The organism is Shewanella sp. P1-14-1 (assembly GCF_001401775.1).
Lineage (GTDB): Bacteria > Pseudomonadota > Gammaproteobacteria > Enterobacterales > Shewanellaceae > Shewanella > Shewanella japonica.
Genome location: NZ_LKTL01000004.1, coordinates 121,146 through 139,117, shown reverse-complemented (window position 1 = coordinate 139,117; position 17,972 = coordinate 121,146). Strand labels below are relative to the sequence as shown.

Annotated in this window: 14 protein-coding genes; 12 read left to right on the top strand and 2 right to left on the bottom strand. The window is 39.0% G+C overall.

Annotated features, from left to right (window positions below; all coding sequences use genetic code 11):
• Nucleotides 1-4 precede the first annotated feature (4 nt).
• The 10 genes from AN944_RS04025 to AN944_RS03980 all read left to right on the top strand — a co-directional run bounded on the left by AN944_RS04025 (nucleotide 5) and on the right by AN944_RS03980 (nucleotide 13,157).
• Entirely contained in the window at nucleotides 5-1,405 is a 1,401-nt protein-coding gene (locus AN944_RS04025) for an undecaprenyl-phosphate glucose phosphotransferase (protein ID WP_055023309.1), read from the top strand.
• 41 nt (nucleotides 1,406-1,446) lie between these two features.
• Nucleotides 1,447-2,646, top strand: a complete 1,200-nt coding sequence (locus AN944_RS04020; RefSeq protein ID WP_055023308.1) for an outer membrane beta-barrel protein — start codon at nucleotides 1,447-1,449, stop codon at nucleotides 2,644-2,646.
• Nucleotides 2,647-2,657: 11 nt separating this feature from the next.
• On the top strand, nucleotides 2,658-3,179 hold the full coding sequence (locus tag AN944_RS04015; RefSeq protein WP_055023307.1) for a polysaccharide biosynthesis/export family protein: 522 nt from the start codon (nucleotides 2,658-2,660) through the stop codon (nucleotides 3,177-3,179).
• Nucleotides 3,179-5,395 carry a polysaccharide biosynthesis tyrosine autokinase gene (locus tag AN944_RS04010; protein ID WP_055023306.1) on the top strand — a complete coding sequence of 739 codons (2,217 nt, stop codon included), beginning with the start codon at nucleotides 3,179-3,181 and terminating at the stop codon, nucleotides 5,393-5,395. The genes AN944_RS04015 and AN944_RS04010 overlap by 1 nt, the downstream gene beginning before the upstream one ends.
• A complete protein-coding gene (locus AN944_RS04005) occupies nucleotides 5,392-6,123 on the top strand; it encodes a tyrosine-protein phosphatase (protein ID WP_055023305.1) in 732 nt (243 codons plus the stop codon). Before AN944_RS04010 ends, AN944_RS04005 begins: the two co-directional genes overlap by 4 nt.
• 89 nt (nucleotides 6,124-6,212) lie before the next feature.
• A complete protein-coding gene (locus AN944_RS04000; protein WP_144430133.1) occupies nucleotides 6,213-6,842 on the top strand; it encodes a hypothetical protein in 630 nt (209 codons plus the stop codon).
• A 2-nt stretch (nucleotides 6,843-6,844) separates the two neighbouring features.
• Nucleotides 6,845-8,185: an O-antigen ligase gene (locus AN944_RS03995; protein ID WP_082419885.1), complete on the top strand. Its 1,341-nt coding sequence runs from the start codon at nucleotides 6,845-6,847 to the stop codon at nucleotides 8,183-8,185.
• 20 nt (nucleotides 8,186-8,205) lie between these two features.
• On the top strand, nucleotides 8,206-9,093 hold the full coding sequence (gene galU, locus AN944_RS03990; protein ID WP_055023303.1) for a UTP--glucose-1-phosphate uridylyltransferase GalU: 888 nt from the start codon (nucleotides 8,206-8,208) through the stop codon (nucleotides 9,091-9,093).
• 304 nt (nucleotides 9,094-9,397) lie between these two features.
• On the top strand, nucleotides 9,398-12,307 hold the full coding sequence (locus AN944_RS03985) for an ExeM/NucH family extracellular endonuclease (RefSeq protein WP_055023302.1): 2,910 nt from the start codon (nucleotides 9,398-9,400) through the stop codon (nucleotides 12,305-12,307).
• Between the two features lie 151 nt (nucleotides 12,308-12,458).
• Entirely contained in the window at nucleotides 12,459-13,157 is a 699-nt protein-coding gene (locus tag AN944_RS03980; protein WP_055023301.1) for an RluA family pseudouridine synthase, read from the top strand.
• 110 nt (nucleotides 13,158-13,267) lie between these two features.
• Here AN944_RS03980 and hppD read toward each other — a convergent pair whose 3' ends face one another.
• Nucleotides 13,268-14,308: a 4-hydroxyphenylpyruvate dioxygenase gene (hppD, locus tag AN944_RS03975; RefSeq protein WP_055023300.1), complete on the bottom strand. Its 1,041-nt coding sequence runs from the start codon at nucleotides 14,306-14,308 to the stop codon at nucleotides 13,268-13,270.
• 75 nt (nucleotides 14,309-14,383) lie between these two features.
• Nucleotides 14,384-15,544 (bottom strand): homogentisate 1,2-dioxygenase, encoded by a 1,161-nt coding sequence (locus AN944_RS03970; protein WP_055023299.1) that lies wholly within the window; start codon nucleotides 15,542-15,544, stop codon nucleotides 14,384-14,386.
• Between the two features lie 276 nt (nucleotides 15,545-15,820).
• Between AN944_RS03970 and AN944_RS03965 the strand changes: the two genes are divergently transcribed.
• Complete coding sequence (locus AN944_RS03965; RefSeq protein ID WP_055023298.1) at nucleotides 15,821-16,735, top strand: LysR family transcriptional regulator; 915 nt, start codon at nucleotides 15,821-15,823, stop codon at nucleotides 16,733-16,735.
• Between the two features lie 269 nt (nucleotides 16,736-17,004).
• Nucleotides 17,005-17,916: a sulfurtransferase gene (locus AN944_RS03960; RefSeq protein WP_055023297.1), complete on the top strand. Its 912-nt coding sequence runs from the start codon at nucleotides 17,005-17,007 to the stop codon at nucleotides 17,914-17,916.
• Nucleotides 17,917-17,972: the final 56 nt, after the last annotated feature.

Sequence of the window (17,972 nt, the reverse complement as noted above, 5' to 3'; positions counted from 1 at the left end):
TATAATGTTAGCTAATAACTCTTTCTCATTAGAAACTGATGGATATAGTTTTCTATATCGTTTGGTAGATATATTTATAATTATTACAACATTTGTTATAGCAGCATTATCATATGGTATTGAATTTTCGCAGGACTATTTTACTTTAATCATAAGTACACTATTAATTTACGCTTACTTGTCAGAGTCAATGCAATTATATCGCTCTTGGCGAGTAGGTAAGTTCTCGAAAATGATTTTATTATTAAGCTGTATTGTGTCGCTTACTTTTATGTGCTTATCGGCAATTCTTTTTATTTTTAAACTTGGTGATTCATTTTCTAGGGTTGTTATTGTTGGTTGGTTTTTCTCTGCATTTATTTTATTAATCAGTTGGCGAGTCGTTACGAAAGTTATTAAAAGTAACAGACGTAAAAGTGGTCGGAACAATCAAGATATTGCCATCATTGGCTTAACAAAAAGTGGGTATCAACTTTACGATGAAATCGAGCAGCACTTTGAATTAGGTTTTCGTTTTGCAGGTTTTTACGATGACAGACAGCCGGATAGAATGACTGGTCTGCCAATTAATTTGTTAGAAGGAAATATCGATAAAGCGATTGATCTAGCCAAAGCTGGTCGGATTCAAAAGTTGTATATTTGCTTACCTATGGTGGCTGAAAAAAGAATTGCCGAAATCATCAAAAAAACTGGTGATACCACAGTGGACGTTTTCATTATCCCTGACTTCATGCTTAAAAACTTGATGCAAGCAAGGATTGGCAGTGTGGGTTCAATCGATACTATTAGTGTATTTGAGTCGCCGCTAAATGGAATGAAACATTTTTATAAACGTACGTTTGACATTATTTTCAGTGCTGTTGCTATTACTGCGCTTTCTCCATTATTAATCGCGATTAGTATCGCTATTATGCTGAATTCGAAAGGGGCTGTGATATTTAAACAAGACAGATACGGCTTAGATGGTCGCAAGATTAAAGTGTGGAAGTTTCGTTCCATGACTGTGGTGGAAAACGCATCAGTGGTCACGCAAGCAACAAAAGGCGACGCTCGTATCACCAGTGTTGGCAGGTTTTTAAGAAGAACATCTTTGGATGAATTACCTCAGTTTTTTAATGTGTTATTTGGTGATATGTCAGTTGTTGGTCCTCGTCCGCATGCTGTAGCCCACAATGAAGAATATAGAAGCCTTGTTTCGTATTATATGCTCCGCCATAAAGTCGTGCCAGGTATTACAGGATGGGCTCAAATCAATGGTTGGCGTGGTGAAACCGATACCCTAGATAAGATGGAAAAAAGAGTTGAGTTCGATTTAGCGTACATACGAAATTGGTCCTTAATGTGGGACTTCAAAATTGTATTTATGACTATTTTTAAAGGTTTTGTTGGAAAAAACGCTTACTAACAGTTTATTTAATTAATGATTAATTATTAAGGTCAAAGGAAATGAATCCTAAGTTTAAAGTAAAAGCATTAGCATTGGTTGTTACAAGTTTTATGAGTCATTCTGCTTTTTCTGCGAATGAAAATGCGAGTGTTATTAGAACGGAATCTGGCGTTGATATCACACCAGGTTTAAATACGGCTCTGAAATACGATGATAACATTGCTAGTTCAAATGATAATAAACAAGACAGTTGGATACTAACTGTTACCCCTGCTGTTAAAGCCGAATTACTTGATGGTAATAATGCTTATTCAGTAGAAGCGGGTCTAGAGTATGCTGAATATTTTGATAGTTCAGATGATAATTATCTTGATTTCTTATTAAAAGCTAATGGCGATGTTGAGATAAATCAATCTAATAAATTTAACCTTAATGCTATGTATATTAATGGTCATGACGATCGAGGTACGGGGATTTTTGCTGGTGCTGGTGGTGTACAAGATGAGCCTAATACATATGAATTGTATTCGGTAGGGGGTTACTACGAATATGGTGCTCGTGGGACGCCAGCACGAGTTCAACTTAACGCTAAGTATTTTGAGAAACAATATACCAACTTTAAGTCAGTGACACAGTACCGTAATTATAATGATGTCATTTTAGGGGCGACATTTTTTTATGATACTCAATCATCAAGTAGCTTTTTCCTTGAATTGAAGAACATCGACACGAGTTATGATGAACTTGACCCTACTGGGGATCGCGATAGTCAAACTCAAAATGCCAAACTTGGTATGAGCTGGGAAGCCACATCAACGACAGAAGGTCACGTTAAGGTTGGTTATCAAAATAAATCGTTTGATAATAGTGACAGAGAAGATTTTAGTGGTATTGCATGGGATGCGAAATTAACCTGGAAACCATTAACATACAGCCAATTTGATTTCACAACAGGTCGCGATAGTAAAGATCCTAATAGCTTTGGTGACTACGTTAAAGAAACCAACTATGGGGTAAAATGGAAACATGAATGGTCTGACTTTTTAGCAAGTACAGTTGCGTATACATTCACAAATGAAGAATACACAGGGGTTGCTCGAGAAGATGACACTAGCTCAGTAAGAGTTGCATTAGAGTACGCAGTTACTCGTTGGTTATTGATAAAACCAGGAGTCGACTTTAATCAAAATTCTTCAACTGAAGATAGATTCGATTATGATCGCAATGTTTATTTCATCCGTGCTGAAATGACAATGTAAAGGAGAGGTCGTTGAAAACTATAATTTGTTCACTTGTTATTTTTTTATTTGCCATAACTGGAAATGTTTATGCCAATGAAAGTTATCGTTTAGGATCTGGCGATACCATTATTATTCAAGTTTACGGTGAAGAAGCATTAACGTTAGAAACACAAATAACAAATAGCGGTAAAATTAATTACCCTTTTTTAGGTTCTTTAAATGTCAAAGGGTTAACGATTAAAGAAGTTGAACACTTAGTTTACAACGGCCTTAAAGGCGACTATTTCGTTAAACCAAATGTATATGTTGGCATGATTGAGTATCGTCCATTTTATATTCATGGTGAAGTTAATAAACCTGGTGGTTATCCTTACAATCCTGGAATGACAATTAACCAAGCTATTGCGTTAGCTGGTGGATTAACGGAAAGAGCATCGAGAGATAAAATATTCATATCTCGAGAAAACAGTAAAATCGACTCTGAAAAAGGGTCAATTAACAGCAAAATAAATGCTGGCGATACTATTACAATTGAACAGAGATTCTTTTAATGATTCAAAACGATAATCAAGCAACTTCTTTTCTTCAGCAACCTATGGATCAGATTGTTGATTTTAAGAAAATGTTTAAGCCACTTTTTCGATATAAATGGCGAATACTGACGTTCTCAGTTTTGGTATCTGTATTAGTTTCGTTTTTTCTATTAAGTATGACACCGATTTTCAGTGCGACTTCAACGTTATTAATAGAATCAGAGCAAGCGAAAGCGATTAAAATTGACGAAGTGTATGGTATAAACTCTGGTCAACAAGAGTATTATTTAACCCAATTTGAAATAATAAAATCTCGCACTATCGCAGAAAGAGTTTTTAATGATTTAGATTTAATTAATCATCCCACTTTTAATCAACCGCCTAGTTTACTTTCTCAGCTAAAATCGAACTTAAAGTTTGTCCCCAAAGAACAAGCTGGGGAGTTTAATGTCGATGAAAATGCGGTAAAACAACGTTTGATTGAAGGCTTTTCAAAGAATATTTCAGTTTCACCTGTCAGAAATACACAATTAGTTAAAATCAGTTACGAAAGCCCTGATGCTAATCTTGCTGCACTGGTTTCGAATGCCATTGGTGATACCTATATATTAAGTCAACTCGAAGCTAAATCTGGCATGACTCATAAAGCGAACGTCTGGTTAGGTGGTCGTTTAGAAGAGTTGAGGCTTAAGCTCGATGAATCTGAAAATCGCCTTGAAGAGTTTAAAATCAATAATGGACTTATTGACGTTGAAGGTGTTACAGCACTAGATGCTAAAGAACTCGAAAGCCTGCGTGACGAAATAACGCTAGCACGGTCACGAAAAGCCCAAGCTGATAGTTTCATGTCTGTGGTACAACGATATGGTGCAACTGATATCAGTAGGCTCGAAAGCTTACCAGAAGTGACGTCACATCAATCAATTCAAAATGTGAAACGGGAAGTCGTTTTAGTCGAAAGAAAAGTGTCTGAATTAGAGCAAGTTTACGGCCCTAAACACCCTAAAATGATTGCAGCTTATGCAGAACTCGCTACCGTTGAGAAAAACCTACATCGACAAATTACACGCCTTGTTCAAGGCATTGAGGATGAAGCAAAAACTGCCGCGCAAAAGCTACAAGATCTACAAGCACAGTTCAATGATTCAAAAGGCTCTTATCAAAACTTGAGTAGTATTGATACTGACTATCGCCGTTTGGTCCGTGAAATTGATACAAATCAGCAATTGTTTGAAAGCTTTCTTGCTCGTCAAAAAGAAACCGAAGTGACAGGGGATTTTGACTCGCCGATTGCAAGGTTTACCGATAGAGCTGTTGTCCCGTTATTACCGGTTAAACCTAAGAAGAAAGTGCTGGTTTTATTAACCTTCTTTGCAAGTTTAGTTTTTGGTGGCGTTGTGGTGCTTTTACTTGAGGCCTTAAATGACACGGTAAAGAGTAATGAAGATGTAGAAAAGCTATTGGCTCAACGTGCATTAGGTTACATTCCGAAAGCAAATAAAAAAGCCTCTTTCGAAGATATTAATTTTGCATTCTATGACAAGAACCTCCCGTTACATTCAGAAGCTGTACGTACAATTAGAACTTCTATCTCTTTGATGAGCATTGGTAGTGATTTAAATACCATTGAAGTCACTTCTTCTGTGCCCAACGAAGGCAAGACAAATGTCTCAATGAATTTAGCATTTGCTTATTCGACGATGGAGAAGGTTCTGCTTATAGATGCGGATTTACGTAAATCAAGTTTGGGTGTGCGATTTGGTTTACCAACATATCAACCGGGTTTGGCTAATTTACTGGCTAAAACGGACACAGTTGAAAATTGTATTATTAGTGATATTAAGCCAAATGTAGACATCATGCCAGCTGGTGCTATTCCGCTAAATCCACAAGAACTTTTATCTTCTGAAACGTTTGCTGATCTATTAGCTGAGCTGAAAAAGTCTTATACAAAAATCATCATCGATACACCACCTGTGCATGCCGTCAGTGACGCATTGGTTATATCTTCGAAATGTGATGCGGTAGTTGTCGTTGTAAAATCTGCTAATACACGGATTGATGCTATAAAAATGACCTTAGCGAAAATCAATCAAGCACGTGGAAAAGTGGTGGGTGTTGTGCTTAATCAGTTTAATACTAAAGAAGCGAAGCATTACAACGGAGATTATGGTTATTATCAAGCATATGGCCAAGACTATGCCATTAAACAAGATAACGAAAAAGCATCATGATAGATCTGCATTGTCACATTTTGCCTGGTATTGATGATGGGGCTAAGTCACTAGATGAATCGATTGCTCTGCTGCAGCTTGCAGCAGAGCAAGGTATAACCCATGTTGTTGCTACGCCACATATCCATTTGGGAATTTTCGATAATACGTTGGCGTCCATCAATGCAGCATACGAATTGCTGGTGAATGACACTCGGTTTAGCCAGTTAAACCTTGCCCTTAATACAGCTGCAGAAGTGAGAATTTGCCCAGAAATAATCCCATTTATTGAAAACAGTCAAATTCCTTTTCTCGGAAAATACCAAGATAAAGACGTGTTATTGTTAGAGCTTCCAAGTAGTCATATACCGCCTGGTGCTGATAAATTAGTTCGCTGGTTAGTTGCTCGCAATATTATTCCTATGATTGCTCATCCTGAAAGAAATCGGGAACTTCAAACTCACCCTGAACGAATTCAAATGTTTCAAAGGTTGGGGTGTTTATTTCAATTAACTGCATCTTCACTTCTTGGTGATATGGGAGATAAGCCGCTGCAATTAAGTCAGTTATTTTTAGAACAAAATCTTTATACTATTATTGCTTCTGACTCTCATTCGATAAACCGTCGTCCGCCTAAATTAAAACAGGCATATCAAGTCACTGAAAAACTCGTAGGTCAACATCGCGCTGATGCATTGGTGCTTGATAATCCTAGAGCCATTTCTGAGTCATTATTTTTAAAATCATGATGAAATTTAATCTAACTATCAGAAATGGCATATATTGCATTTTAATTATATCAATGCTGGTTTCATTGCCGCTTTTAGGGCAAAAAATATTGGCGAGTGCATATCATTTTAAGTCATCGTTTTATGTTGATAAATGGCAAAATGAGCCCATTAATCAAGAACAATATTCCAATGCTTATCTTGCTGCTGAGTTTGCCGCTAATATTGAACCTGCCAACCCTCATTATTTGCTAACATTTGCCAAAGTGATGGAGTGGGGAGTGTTTGAAGGTTACTCCGTTGCCAATAATGAGTTGTTCAATCATTTATACATGCGTGCAATAGATATCCGCCCCACCTGGCCAAATGCTTATGCTGATTACGCCTACAACTTAGCCTTTATTCAGCATGACTTTCCAAAAGCTTGGCAATACAGTGAGCAAAGTTTTGAATACGGACCTTATATTACTGAAAATATTGAACAAGCCTTGGCGATTGGACTGGCTTATTGGCCAAATCTATCTGCAACGCAAAAGAGTCGTATTTTTGATTTATCACTTTTAGCGGTTAATTCAAATTGGCGTTTACGCAAAAAATTAGAATACTTATCAATAAAATATAACAGACAGAACACACTTTGTTCTTTTTTTCGTTATCAACAAAAACCTTTATCAGAAGAAAATATTGATTGGCTAAATCGTGCGCTTTGTTCTGAAAACCTGATTAAAGAAGTGCATTAATAATGGCGAAAACCACTTTCTTTTCGATGCTGATGACTTGGTGCCTTTGCGCTCTAGTGATCTGGGCACCCATTCCTCTAGGTAGTAATCGTATTTGGGCACTGTCCTTACTTGAAATATTTATTGTCATATTAGGGTTAATCCACTTACTTAACTGTGTTAAGCATGATCGATTATTTCTGACGTTTAAGTGGCAAAAAAAACTGCTATTACCTGTTGGGTTTTTTGTTGCCTATCAATGCCTTCAAATTGTGGGATGGATACCTAGTATATCAACAGTTGACAGTTATCAATCAATTCAACAACTGATAAAAACGTGCTGTTTTGTCATTTATATTGTGCTGTTATCGGAGTATTTTCAAACCCCAAAAACACTCAAGTTATTGTTGATTGCTATTGTTATTTCAGGATGTTTTCAGGCAACTTATGGTACAGGTTTAAGCTTGGTAAACTTAGAGGCTTCACCGGTATTTGGTTTTAATGATGGCTCACAAGCAAGAGGATCATTTGTATATCAAAATCATTTCGCTAATTATCTTGGTCTGTGCCTATGTATAGCATTTGGTTGGTTAGTGTCTGAGTTAAAAACATCAAGTGCTAAATTTGATGTTAGAGAGTTTGTTGTTTCTGTCTTATCCACTTTATTTAGCCGCAAGTTAATATTGCGCTTATCCATAGTCATCATGGTGATAGGCTTAGTGCTAAGCCGCTCTAGAATGGGTAATGCAGGTTTTTTTACTGCCTTAGGTTTGACGTCATTAATCGCGATTTTTATTTATAAACGCCAGCCTAGGTTCTTTAAACCTTTGGTGATGAGTATCTTTATCCTTGATTTAATTATCATAGGTTCGATGTTTGGTGTCGATAAAGTTAAACAACGAATTCAAGATACAAGCTTTGCTTCTGAGACTCGAGACCAAGTTGTTATAGACAGTTTACCTATCATTAAAGAACACCTTTTAACAGGCACAGGTGGGGGGAGCTTTTATACGGTTTTTCCGGCTTATCAGCCCCAGTTTTACAGTGGTTTTTATGACCATGCTCATAATGAGTATATTCAGTTCTCAATCGAGTATGGTGTCATTGTCACGGGCTTTTTAGGGCTTTGGGTATTGTATGCACTGTGGTTAGCGTGCCGAACTATGTATCTAAGAAACAATAAACTATATAAGGGAATCGCCTTTGGTTGTGCAATGGCCATCGTGTTTATGCTGATTCATATTTCGGTCGACTTTAACTTACAGTCACCTGCAAATACATTGCTATTTCTCACCATTATTACGTTGTGTTGGCAAGTTCGTTATCTGCCATCAGACAAAAAATCTCATCGACAAAAATCTTAATCTTTAACAAGGACATTGATATGAAAGTTGTAATACCAGTCGCAGGGCTTGGAACACGTATGTTGCCCGCTACCAAAGCGATCCCAAAAGAAATGCTACCTATTGTCGATAAACCATTGATTCAATACATTGTTGATGAATGTGTTAGCGCTGGTGTCACTGAAATTGTTTTAGTGACACATGCAAGTAAAAACGCTATCGAGAACCACTTTGATAAATCTTACGAGCTTGAATCTACGTTAGAGAAGCGTGTTAAGCGTCAATTATTACACGAAGTTCAATCTATTTGCCCTAAAAACGTGACGATTATGCATGTTCGTCAAGGTGAAGCTAAGGGACTAGGCCATGCGATTTTATGTGCGAAACCGTGTATTGGCGAAAACCCATTTGCCGTTGTGCTTCCTGATGTGATTCTTGATGGTTACAGTGCTGATCAACGAACTGAAAACTTGTCTACGATGATCAGTCGCTATAACGAAACAACGGCTAGTCAGATTATGGTAGCGCCAGTTGATGAGAAAGAAGTTAACAAATACGGTATTGCTGATTGTAATGGCGAAGCAATTTTACCGGGCCAGTCATCTCCGATCGTTAAAATGGTTGAAAAACCGAAAGTAGAAGAAGCGCCATCTAACTTAGCTGTTGTAGGTCGTTACGTACTTTCTGAAAAAATTTGGGATTTACTGGCTAAAACACCACCAGGTGCAGGCGATGAAATTCAATTAACAGATGCTATTGATATGTTGATTGAGTCAGACACGGTTGAAGCCTTTAATATGTCGGGTAAATCTCATGATTGTGGTGATAAGTTGGGCTATATGAAGGCGTTTGTTGAGTACGGTTTAAGAGATCCAAAACTTGGCGCAGACTTCTTAAAAGAAATTAAAAAGACGCTGTCAGAATTTTAACCTAAAACTTTAGCGCTTAAACGTCGTGTAATATTTTAGTTGTTAGGCGTACATCAAGCTAAAAAAGCCGCTCTATGAGCGGTTTTTTTGTGTCTGGCATTTAACCTAAAGAAGGTTTTTAAGACTGGCAAACTACCTATCAAGTTTTATAAGTCGAAAGTGTTATTTTCAATGAATTCAGATAATTGAAATCTGGATTTAACATTTTTGCAACCGGCGCTCATTATAGTCGATTGGTTTTTAGATTTACCAAAACGCCAAAAAGGCGAATACATAACGAAAGAAAAAATCTAGGGGTCTCGACATGTTTTTAAGTGCTAAACCAAATGACGTTAAGCAATACATTAAGCAGTACATTAAGCCAAGCCAAGTCGCATTATCGCTGGGGCTATTATCTTGTACGGCGATAACTTCAGCATCCTTTGCAGATGATCTTATTATTTCTGAATATATTGAAGGTAGCAGTAACAATAAAGCAATTGAGCTTTATAACCCGACAGAAAGCGACATTGATTTAACGGGTTATCAGTTACAGTTTTACTTTAATGGAAATACAACCAGTGGCACTAGTATCGACTTAGTCGGCCAAGTGCAAGCTGGGGCGACGTTTGTTCTTGCTGATAATGACGCTAGCAGCGAAATACTAGACAAGGCACAGCAAACGTCAACGAGTAGTTTTTTTAATGGCGATGATGCCATTGTTTTACTTAATCAATCAGAGATTATTGACTCGCTCGGTCAAGTTGGGGTTGATCCCGGTTCGCAATGGGGAGAAGGTGAGTTATCAACTAAAGACAATACGTTAAGACGTGATCATGATGGTGTAGTTGCTGATGTTGTTGTAGACGACGAGGTGACGTTAGCTAACTGGTTCGGTTTTGCTCAAAATGACTTTTCAGATCTAGGGAGCTTTAATGGCTCAGTTACTGACCCAACAGATCCAACAGACCCTGTTGATCCCGTGGAGCTCATTTGCGGCGAGACAGCAACAGCTATTCATGCGATTCAAGGTGCAACCGATATTAGCCCACTACTGGGTGAGACTGTCGTGATTGAGGCAATTGTTACGGCTGATATGCAAGCTGGTTTAAAAGGCTTTTACTTACAAATGGCAGATGCTGAATCTGATGCCGATCCGATGACGTCAGAAGGCATATTTGTTTATACCGAAAATGCATCGATTGCGGTGAATGCAGGTGATCGTGTCCGCCTTCAGGCAGAAGTGAAAGAGTATAATAACCTAACTGAGCTCGCGAATGTCTCAGCATTGACAATTTGTCAAACCCAACAAAACTTACCGACGCCAGCAATGGTGACATTACCCACATTAGAAGGTGTGGGACTGGAACCGTACGAAGGTATGCGAGTGCGTTTTGAGCAGAGCTTAGTGGTTAATTCAGTCAGTAATTTAGGTAAATATGGTGAAGCTCAATTAGGTAGCAGCAGGCATTTTATTGGGACACAAATAATGAGTCCTGGCGCTGATGCACTTGCACTAGAAGCTAGCTACCAATATGACCGGGTGATACTTGACGATGGAACAACGGCTTCAAACCCTGATGTTGTCCCTTATCCTGCACCGCAATTATCCGCTACAAATACATTGCGTGCAGGTGATTCTGTATCGAGCTTAACGGGTGTACTTCATTTTGGTTTTAATGAATACCGAGTGATGCCGACTGAAATGGTCAATGTCGTGTCGACCAACCCTCGTACAGTATCGCCTGAGCGCTCTTTAGCAGCGGATGTCACGATAGCCAGTTACAACGTATTGAATTATTTTAATGGTGATGGCGCAGGGCAAGGATTTCCAACCAGCCGTGGCGCTGATAGCGTCAGCGAGTTTGAGCGTCAGCAAGCTAAAATTGTCAGTGCGTTATTAAAGATTGATGCAGATATTGTTGGTTTAATGGAAATTGAAAATGATGGCTTTGGCGCAAACTCAGCTATCTCTACCTTAGTCGCTGAGCTTAATGCTGCAGTGGGGGAAGCAAAATATCAATTCATTAGCGCAACTAACTCTATTATTGGTACTGATCAAATTGCAGTAGGGCTGTTGTATCAAGCGGATAAGGTAAGCCCTGTTGGTGAGGCGAAAATCCTTTCAAGTGCTAATTCGCCATTAGATGAAAATGGCGCTGTATTTTTTGATAGTAGCAAAAACCGCCCAATGTTAGCGCAAGTATTTGTTGATGATGCATCTGGCGAAGCGTTTGTGGTTGCGGTGAATCATTTAAAATCTAAAGGGGGCAGCTGCAGTAGTATTGGCGATCCAGATATGAATGACGGTCAAGGCAATTGCAATGTAACTCGTACTCGTGCAGCTCAAGGTTTAGCTATTTGGTTAGCACAAGAGTTTACGGACAATGGTGAAGAGTTAAAGGCATTAGTGATAGGCGATTTAAATGCTTACGCTAAAGAAGATCCTATTACGGCATTGAAGCAAGCTGGTTATATTGAGTTGTTTGAACACACTGGCCAATCAAACGCTTATTCGTATCTATATAATGGTAAAGCAGGGCAATTAGATCATGCATTAGCAAATAGTGCATTGATTGAACATGTGCTAAATGTGTCTGAGTGGCATATAAATGCCGATGAACCTGTTGTGATTGATTACAATGAAGAGAACAAATCGCAAGCGCAACTAAGTGATTATTATCAAGCTGATGCATATCGCTCTTCGGATCATGATCCTATGATTGTTGAGTTACAGTTTTTACCCAGCAATCAAGCGCCAATAGCTGATTTTACTTGGGCTCTGGCAGGTGGTGTTGTCAATGTTGTTTCTACATCAACTGACGATAATGATGAGCAACTAACGCATGAATGGTCATGGGGGGATGGAGCGACATCTACAGGTAATGTGGCTGGTTATGAGTACAGCAGTAATGGCACGTATACCATCACGTTGACAGTGACAGATTCTCAAGGGTTACTTAGCAGCAAAAGCCAAGTTGTCGAGGTGGTAGATCTTATCGAGAATATTCCACCAGTTGCGAATATTCGTCATATCGACCTTTGGTTCGTTGATCTGTTCATTTCATTTAGTACCGACGAGGATGGCTATATCACATCTCAGCAGTGGCTATTTAATGATGGCCATGTGGTTAATCGTCGCTTGGTGTTAAAGCGTGCAGGAACAGCGAATAGTGTGCAGCTAACGGTAACTGATAACCAAGGTGCTACTGACAGTCAATCAACTGCTTTTTAGTGAGTTGATTCGATTTAAGTTAGCTGACTCTCAATAAGAGTGGGTTTTATGTTGTAATTTCACGGTTGGCTTAATGCAAGTTAAGTACAAAAGGTGGCCTATTGGCCACCTTTTTATTACTATGCAACCTTGATTGACGGTTTAGGTAACCATGACTGAATTTATTGCCCCACCTTGCGCTGAGCAAATCTCAATTCTGTATCAAGACGAGCATTTACTGCTAATCAATAAGCCCAGTGGTTTATTGAGCTTATCTGGCAAGAACCCATTGAATAAAGACTCGGTTCATTATCGGCTTGTGCAAGATTTTCCAAGTGCAACCTTAGTGCATAGGTTAGATTTTGGTACATCTGGCATTATGCTGGTGGCATTAAATAAATCCATCAATGGACTACTGACGAAACAGTTTCAAGATAAAACCATTGATAAAACATACCATGCAACCTTGCATGGTCACGTATCGAGTGCGCTTGCTCAATATGGAGAGATTAATGCCGCAATTGCGAAAGATACTGAAAACTTTCCTTACATGAAGATTTGCCCTGATTCTGGCAAACAAGCGAAATCTGAGTTTGAAGTACTTGAGCGAACTATGCTGACAATAGTAGATAGCGCTAGCACTCAACAAATACCAATTACAAAAGTGAAGTTCACTCCAATAACAGGGCGTACTCATCAATTAAGAATTCATAGCCAATATATACGCCATCCCATTTTAGGGTGTGACTTATATTGCAATAGTGAGTCACACGCTCTTGCGTCAAGGTTACTATTGCATGCTAGCTATTTAAGCTTTACCCATCCAGTAACCAAACAATTGATGAATATTGAATGTGAAGTGCCGTTTTAATTTGGTAAAAGCCCGCTGTTAATAACAGCGGGCTTTTGCTTTAGCCTTAACATGCGCTTAAGGGCGTAATTCGGGGAGAGGATTAAGCCTTAATTCGCATGACAAATAGGTTAAAGCACACCACGTTTCATTTGATCTCGCTCGATAGATTCAAACAAAGCTTTAAAGTTACCTTCACCAAAGCCTAGATTGTTCTTACGTTGAATGATCTCAATGAAGATAGGGCCAAATAAGTTTTTGGTGAAGATTTGCAGTAAATAACCTTCATCATCGCCATCAACTAAAATTTGGTGATGTTTAATGCGATCACGATCTTCAGTCACTTGTGGCAACTTATCAAAAATCGTGTCGTAATACTCTGGAATAATATCTAGCGTTTTAATCGCAGTGCCTTCCATCGCATCAAGTGAGCCAACAATATCACGGCTTCTGAATGCTAAATGCTGCACACCTGGGCCATTGTACTCACCTAAGTATTCATCAATCTGGTTATTGTTGTTGCCTTTACCTTCGTTGATTGGAATACAGAAGCTACCGTCTGGTGAACGCAAAGCATAAGACACCAATGCCGTTTGTGCGCCGCTGATGTCAAAGTAACGAACTTCAGTGAAAGCAAAAATGTCTTTATAAAAGTTTGCCCATTTTTCCATGGTGCCTTTATAAACATTGTTGGTTAAGTGGTCGACTTCCATGAAGCCTTTTTCTTCAACAATCATTGGCTCGGCTAAATCTTCAAAATCATTTTTGTATATGTTTTGCGCTTCACCAAACACATCAATAAAGTAAATTAAGCTGTCGCCAATACCGTAAATAGCAGGGTAAGCCATATCTTTAGCTGCATCGTCAGCTGGTTTTGCACCACGTGCAACAGCTTCGTTAAAAGCAAATTCAGCATCTTCTACGCGCCAACCCATAGAACAAATAGCAGGGCCATGTGACTTAGCAAAGTCCGCCGAGAAGCCTTGCTTAGACTTGTTCAGTAAAAAGTTAATGTCATTTTGCTTGTAGTAAACAATATCGTTCGCTTTTGCTTTTTTAAGCATAGAAAAACCAAAGTCAATAAACACTTGATGCATAAAATCAGTGTCAGGGCTGGCAAATTCTGTAAATTCAATGCCTAAAAGACCAAGTGGGTTTGTTTCGCTCGCCATTGTGTTTTCCTTAATTTATTTTGCTTTTAGCGCCACTCTTTGGTGACGTTTGATTATGTAAAGGTGAATCAGTGTTTATGATTCAATCCAAGAACGGTTGTAATCGTCGCTCATGCAGTTTTTTACATGGGCGGTTAAATTCAGTGGTGCAAAAGTGTCGACCATAACGGCGTACTCATAAGTCTCAGTTTTACCTATGGAGGCTTCGGTTTTACCTGGTTGCGGTCCGTGGGGGACACCTTTTTGATGTAAAGTCATATAACCCGCTTCAATGCCTGTGCGGCTCATAAAGTCACCGTCGACGTAATACAACACTTCGTCGCTGTCGATGTTGTTGTGGTAATAAGGTGCAGGAATCGATTGCGGATGAAAGTCATACAGGCGTGGTACAAAGTTACATACGACAAAGTTATTAGCAGTAAAAACGATGTGATCAGACGGCGGTAAATGAATTTTACCAACCTTAGGTGCATATTCGGTGATGTTGAATGCCCAAGGGTAGACACAGCCATCCCAGCCCACTAAATCAAATGGGTGCCACTCTAAAGTGGTGACTTGGTATTTATCACCAAACTTACTGACTAATGGGAATTCACCTTGTTCAACTATTGCATCTTTAAGTAGTGGAGTGCGAATATCTCGCTCACAATAAGGAGCAGACTCAAGCATTTGACCGTATTCATTTCTAAAATGCTTCGGTACTTCCACCATCGAGTAAGCTTCAATGACAAACAAACGGACATTCGTTAAATCATTAAATTTAAGCTGGTAGGTGGTACCACGAGGAATGACCAAATAGTCCCATTGTTTAACGGCTAACTCGCCGTATTCACTTAGGAGTGTGCCTTCGCCATTGTGCACAAATACAATTTCGTCAGCGTAAGCATTACGGTAAAACTCATGAGTATCTTGGGTTACCTTAGCGGTATACATCGCCACGTCAGCGTTATAAAAAATTTTGTTACGGGCACTAAAGAAGTTACCGTCACAATCTGCTTGGCGCGAATCTAATTTGTAGTTTTGGATTAACGAATCTTGCCAAGCTTCACCGTGATCTAATGCATAAGGCGCAACAGCCAAGGCTTTGGTTGGCATGTTGTGGTGATACTTATTGGAGTAAATATTTGAAAAACCATGAGTTGAAAAAAGCTCCTCACGGTAAAGCTCGCCTGATTCTTTTTCAAAAGCGATATGGCGTTTAGCAGGTATCTGACCTTGCTGAACATAAACCGGCATACTGACTCCTTAAATTCAAATATAAGCGATCGATATCGTCATTGGCGCATTCTTTTTAGTTATTTGTATGTGCCTAATACATGCTTTACGCATCTGCAACATGGGTTTTCTAGCGCAATTAAATCAACCACTTTGTGATCTAGTTATCAATTTAGTTGCTAGTATGAACAAAAAAAAGAATAATAAAGTGTGTAACTCCATCAGATTTTTAGATGGTATTATTTTGTTTACAATAGTGTCACGGCAACTGAACAGCAACTGAGCTTGGGGTGTACGATGAAAATTGATGTTGAAGCGTTTAATGTACTGCAAGTACTTGTTGAAGAAGGAAGTTTTGCTAAAGCATCCGAAAAACTACACAAGGCGCAATCAGCAGTGAGCTATCAAGTTAAAAAGCTCGAGCAGCATTTAGGCGTCGAATTATTTAATCGAGATCAGTATCGTGCAGAGCTCACACCAGAAGGACGCGTGATTTTGGCCGAAGGCCAGCGTTTGTTGCAGCATTTATCCAATATCGAGCATTTAGCCAGCCGCTTTAGCGAAGGTTGGGAGCCGAAACTTGAGCTCGTGATTGATGGCGCATTACCAATGGAGCCAATCATGACTGCCCTAAAACGTATGTCAGAGAATAATGTGCCGACGAAAGTGCAACTTAATATGGAATTTTTAGGCGGGGTGCAACATAGATTTGAGCATGATAAAGCCGATTTAATGCTAGTGAAAGACTATATCGCAGCGCCGTATTTTTCTGCCACCACATTGCCCACTGTCACCAGCTTATTGGTGTGTTCAACCCAACATGCGCTAGCTAATAAAAGTAATGTGAGCTTGTCAGAGCTGCAGCAACATGTTGAATTAACCATTGAAGATTCATCACCAACAAAGCAGCGAGACGAACTGCAATTTGGCGGTGATAAAGTGTTTTACCTATCTGGCTTTATCATGAAGAAAAACGCCTTATTAAAAGGTTTAGGTTTTGGTTGGATGCCAGAGTTTTTAATCAGTGAGTTAATTGAAACTCAGCAATTAGCCATTGTCGATTTTGTTGGTGGCCACCGCTTTCGATTTACCCCACAATTGGTGTCCACACTAGAGCGGCCCTTAGGGCGAGCGGGGCAATTATTTACCGATCTCATTTTAGAAGAGTTCGCATTGTTTGATAGTAAACAAGACCAATCGACAGTCGTTTAACTTAGCATTCAAGTATCTACTTTCACTCAATAAAAGCTTGTGAATTGCACGTCTTTATCGTGTTTTTGTATCCAATGACGTTAGGGAGCTGAAAGGCCGAAGTCGTGGCGTTTAGTTGCCATCTTTTGTGAAGCATATTGATAGGGAGGCAACAGCATATCCCAATTAAAAATTCTTTTGCAAGCCAGCTTAAACCTCACCTTTTCATTGTGTTAATGTATCAAAAACAATGAGTAGCAATTAGCTAATTAAAGCATGGTTGAAAATACATGAATCGAAAACCAATTAATTACCCGTTAATGTCCGTTAGCAGCTTGTATGAAAAATGCAATGATGACGCTGTGATGATTATTGATGTCAGTATGGATAAGGTGATTGGCAAAGAGCCTATTATTTATGATGTATTAGTGACGATACCTAATAGTCATTTTCTTGATATTAACGTAGATTTAGTCGATACCGATAGTGCTGGTGTGCACTCATTTCCGAGCCAAAGCCAAGTGAATAAGGTTATCAATAAGCTGGGTATTTCAGACCATTCAACACTCGTTTTATATGATAATCAGGGAATATATTCGTCTCCACGTGCGTGGTGGATATTTCATACGTTTGGTTTGAGTAATGTGTTTATTTTAGATGGCGGTCTGCCTGAATGGATTAAACAGGGCTATCCAACTTCATCTGAATATCTAACCATTGATACGAAAAACGTAGAAAGCCTAGTTAATGTTGGCAGTGATGTGATCTCATTTATGGACTCTTGTTTCGATGCCCGTCAGCTTGTGTCAAAACAAGAAGTGTTAATCAACCTCACTGATAAAAAATTTAGTGTGATTGATGTTCGGGCTACTGCGCGTTTTAATGGCTTGGTTGATGAACCAAGACAAGGCGTGAGAAGCGGCCATATTCCTGACTCAATAAATCTCCCTTTTGCCAATGTGCTAAATGGTAATACATACAAGCGTCCTGCTGAATTGCGCCATTTATTTTCCAGTATATTACCTGAAGATAGTAAGCGGGTTGTATTTAGCTGTGGCTCAGGAATTACTGCTTGTATTGGCTTGGTAGCGCTTATATCAAGTGGAACAGATACAAGGTTATATGATGCTGCCTTATATGATGGATCGTGGAGTGAGTGGGGCAGTGATGCATCTCTGCCGATTGCAAAATCAAAGATCTAAAAAAAGAAACATACTACAACACTCATCAAAAGTAGCTTAAACAATAGGATTGCAAA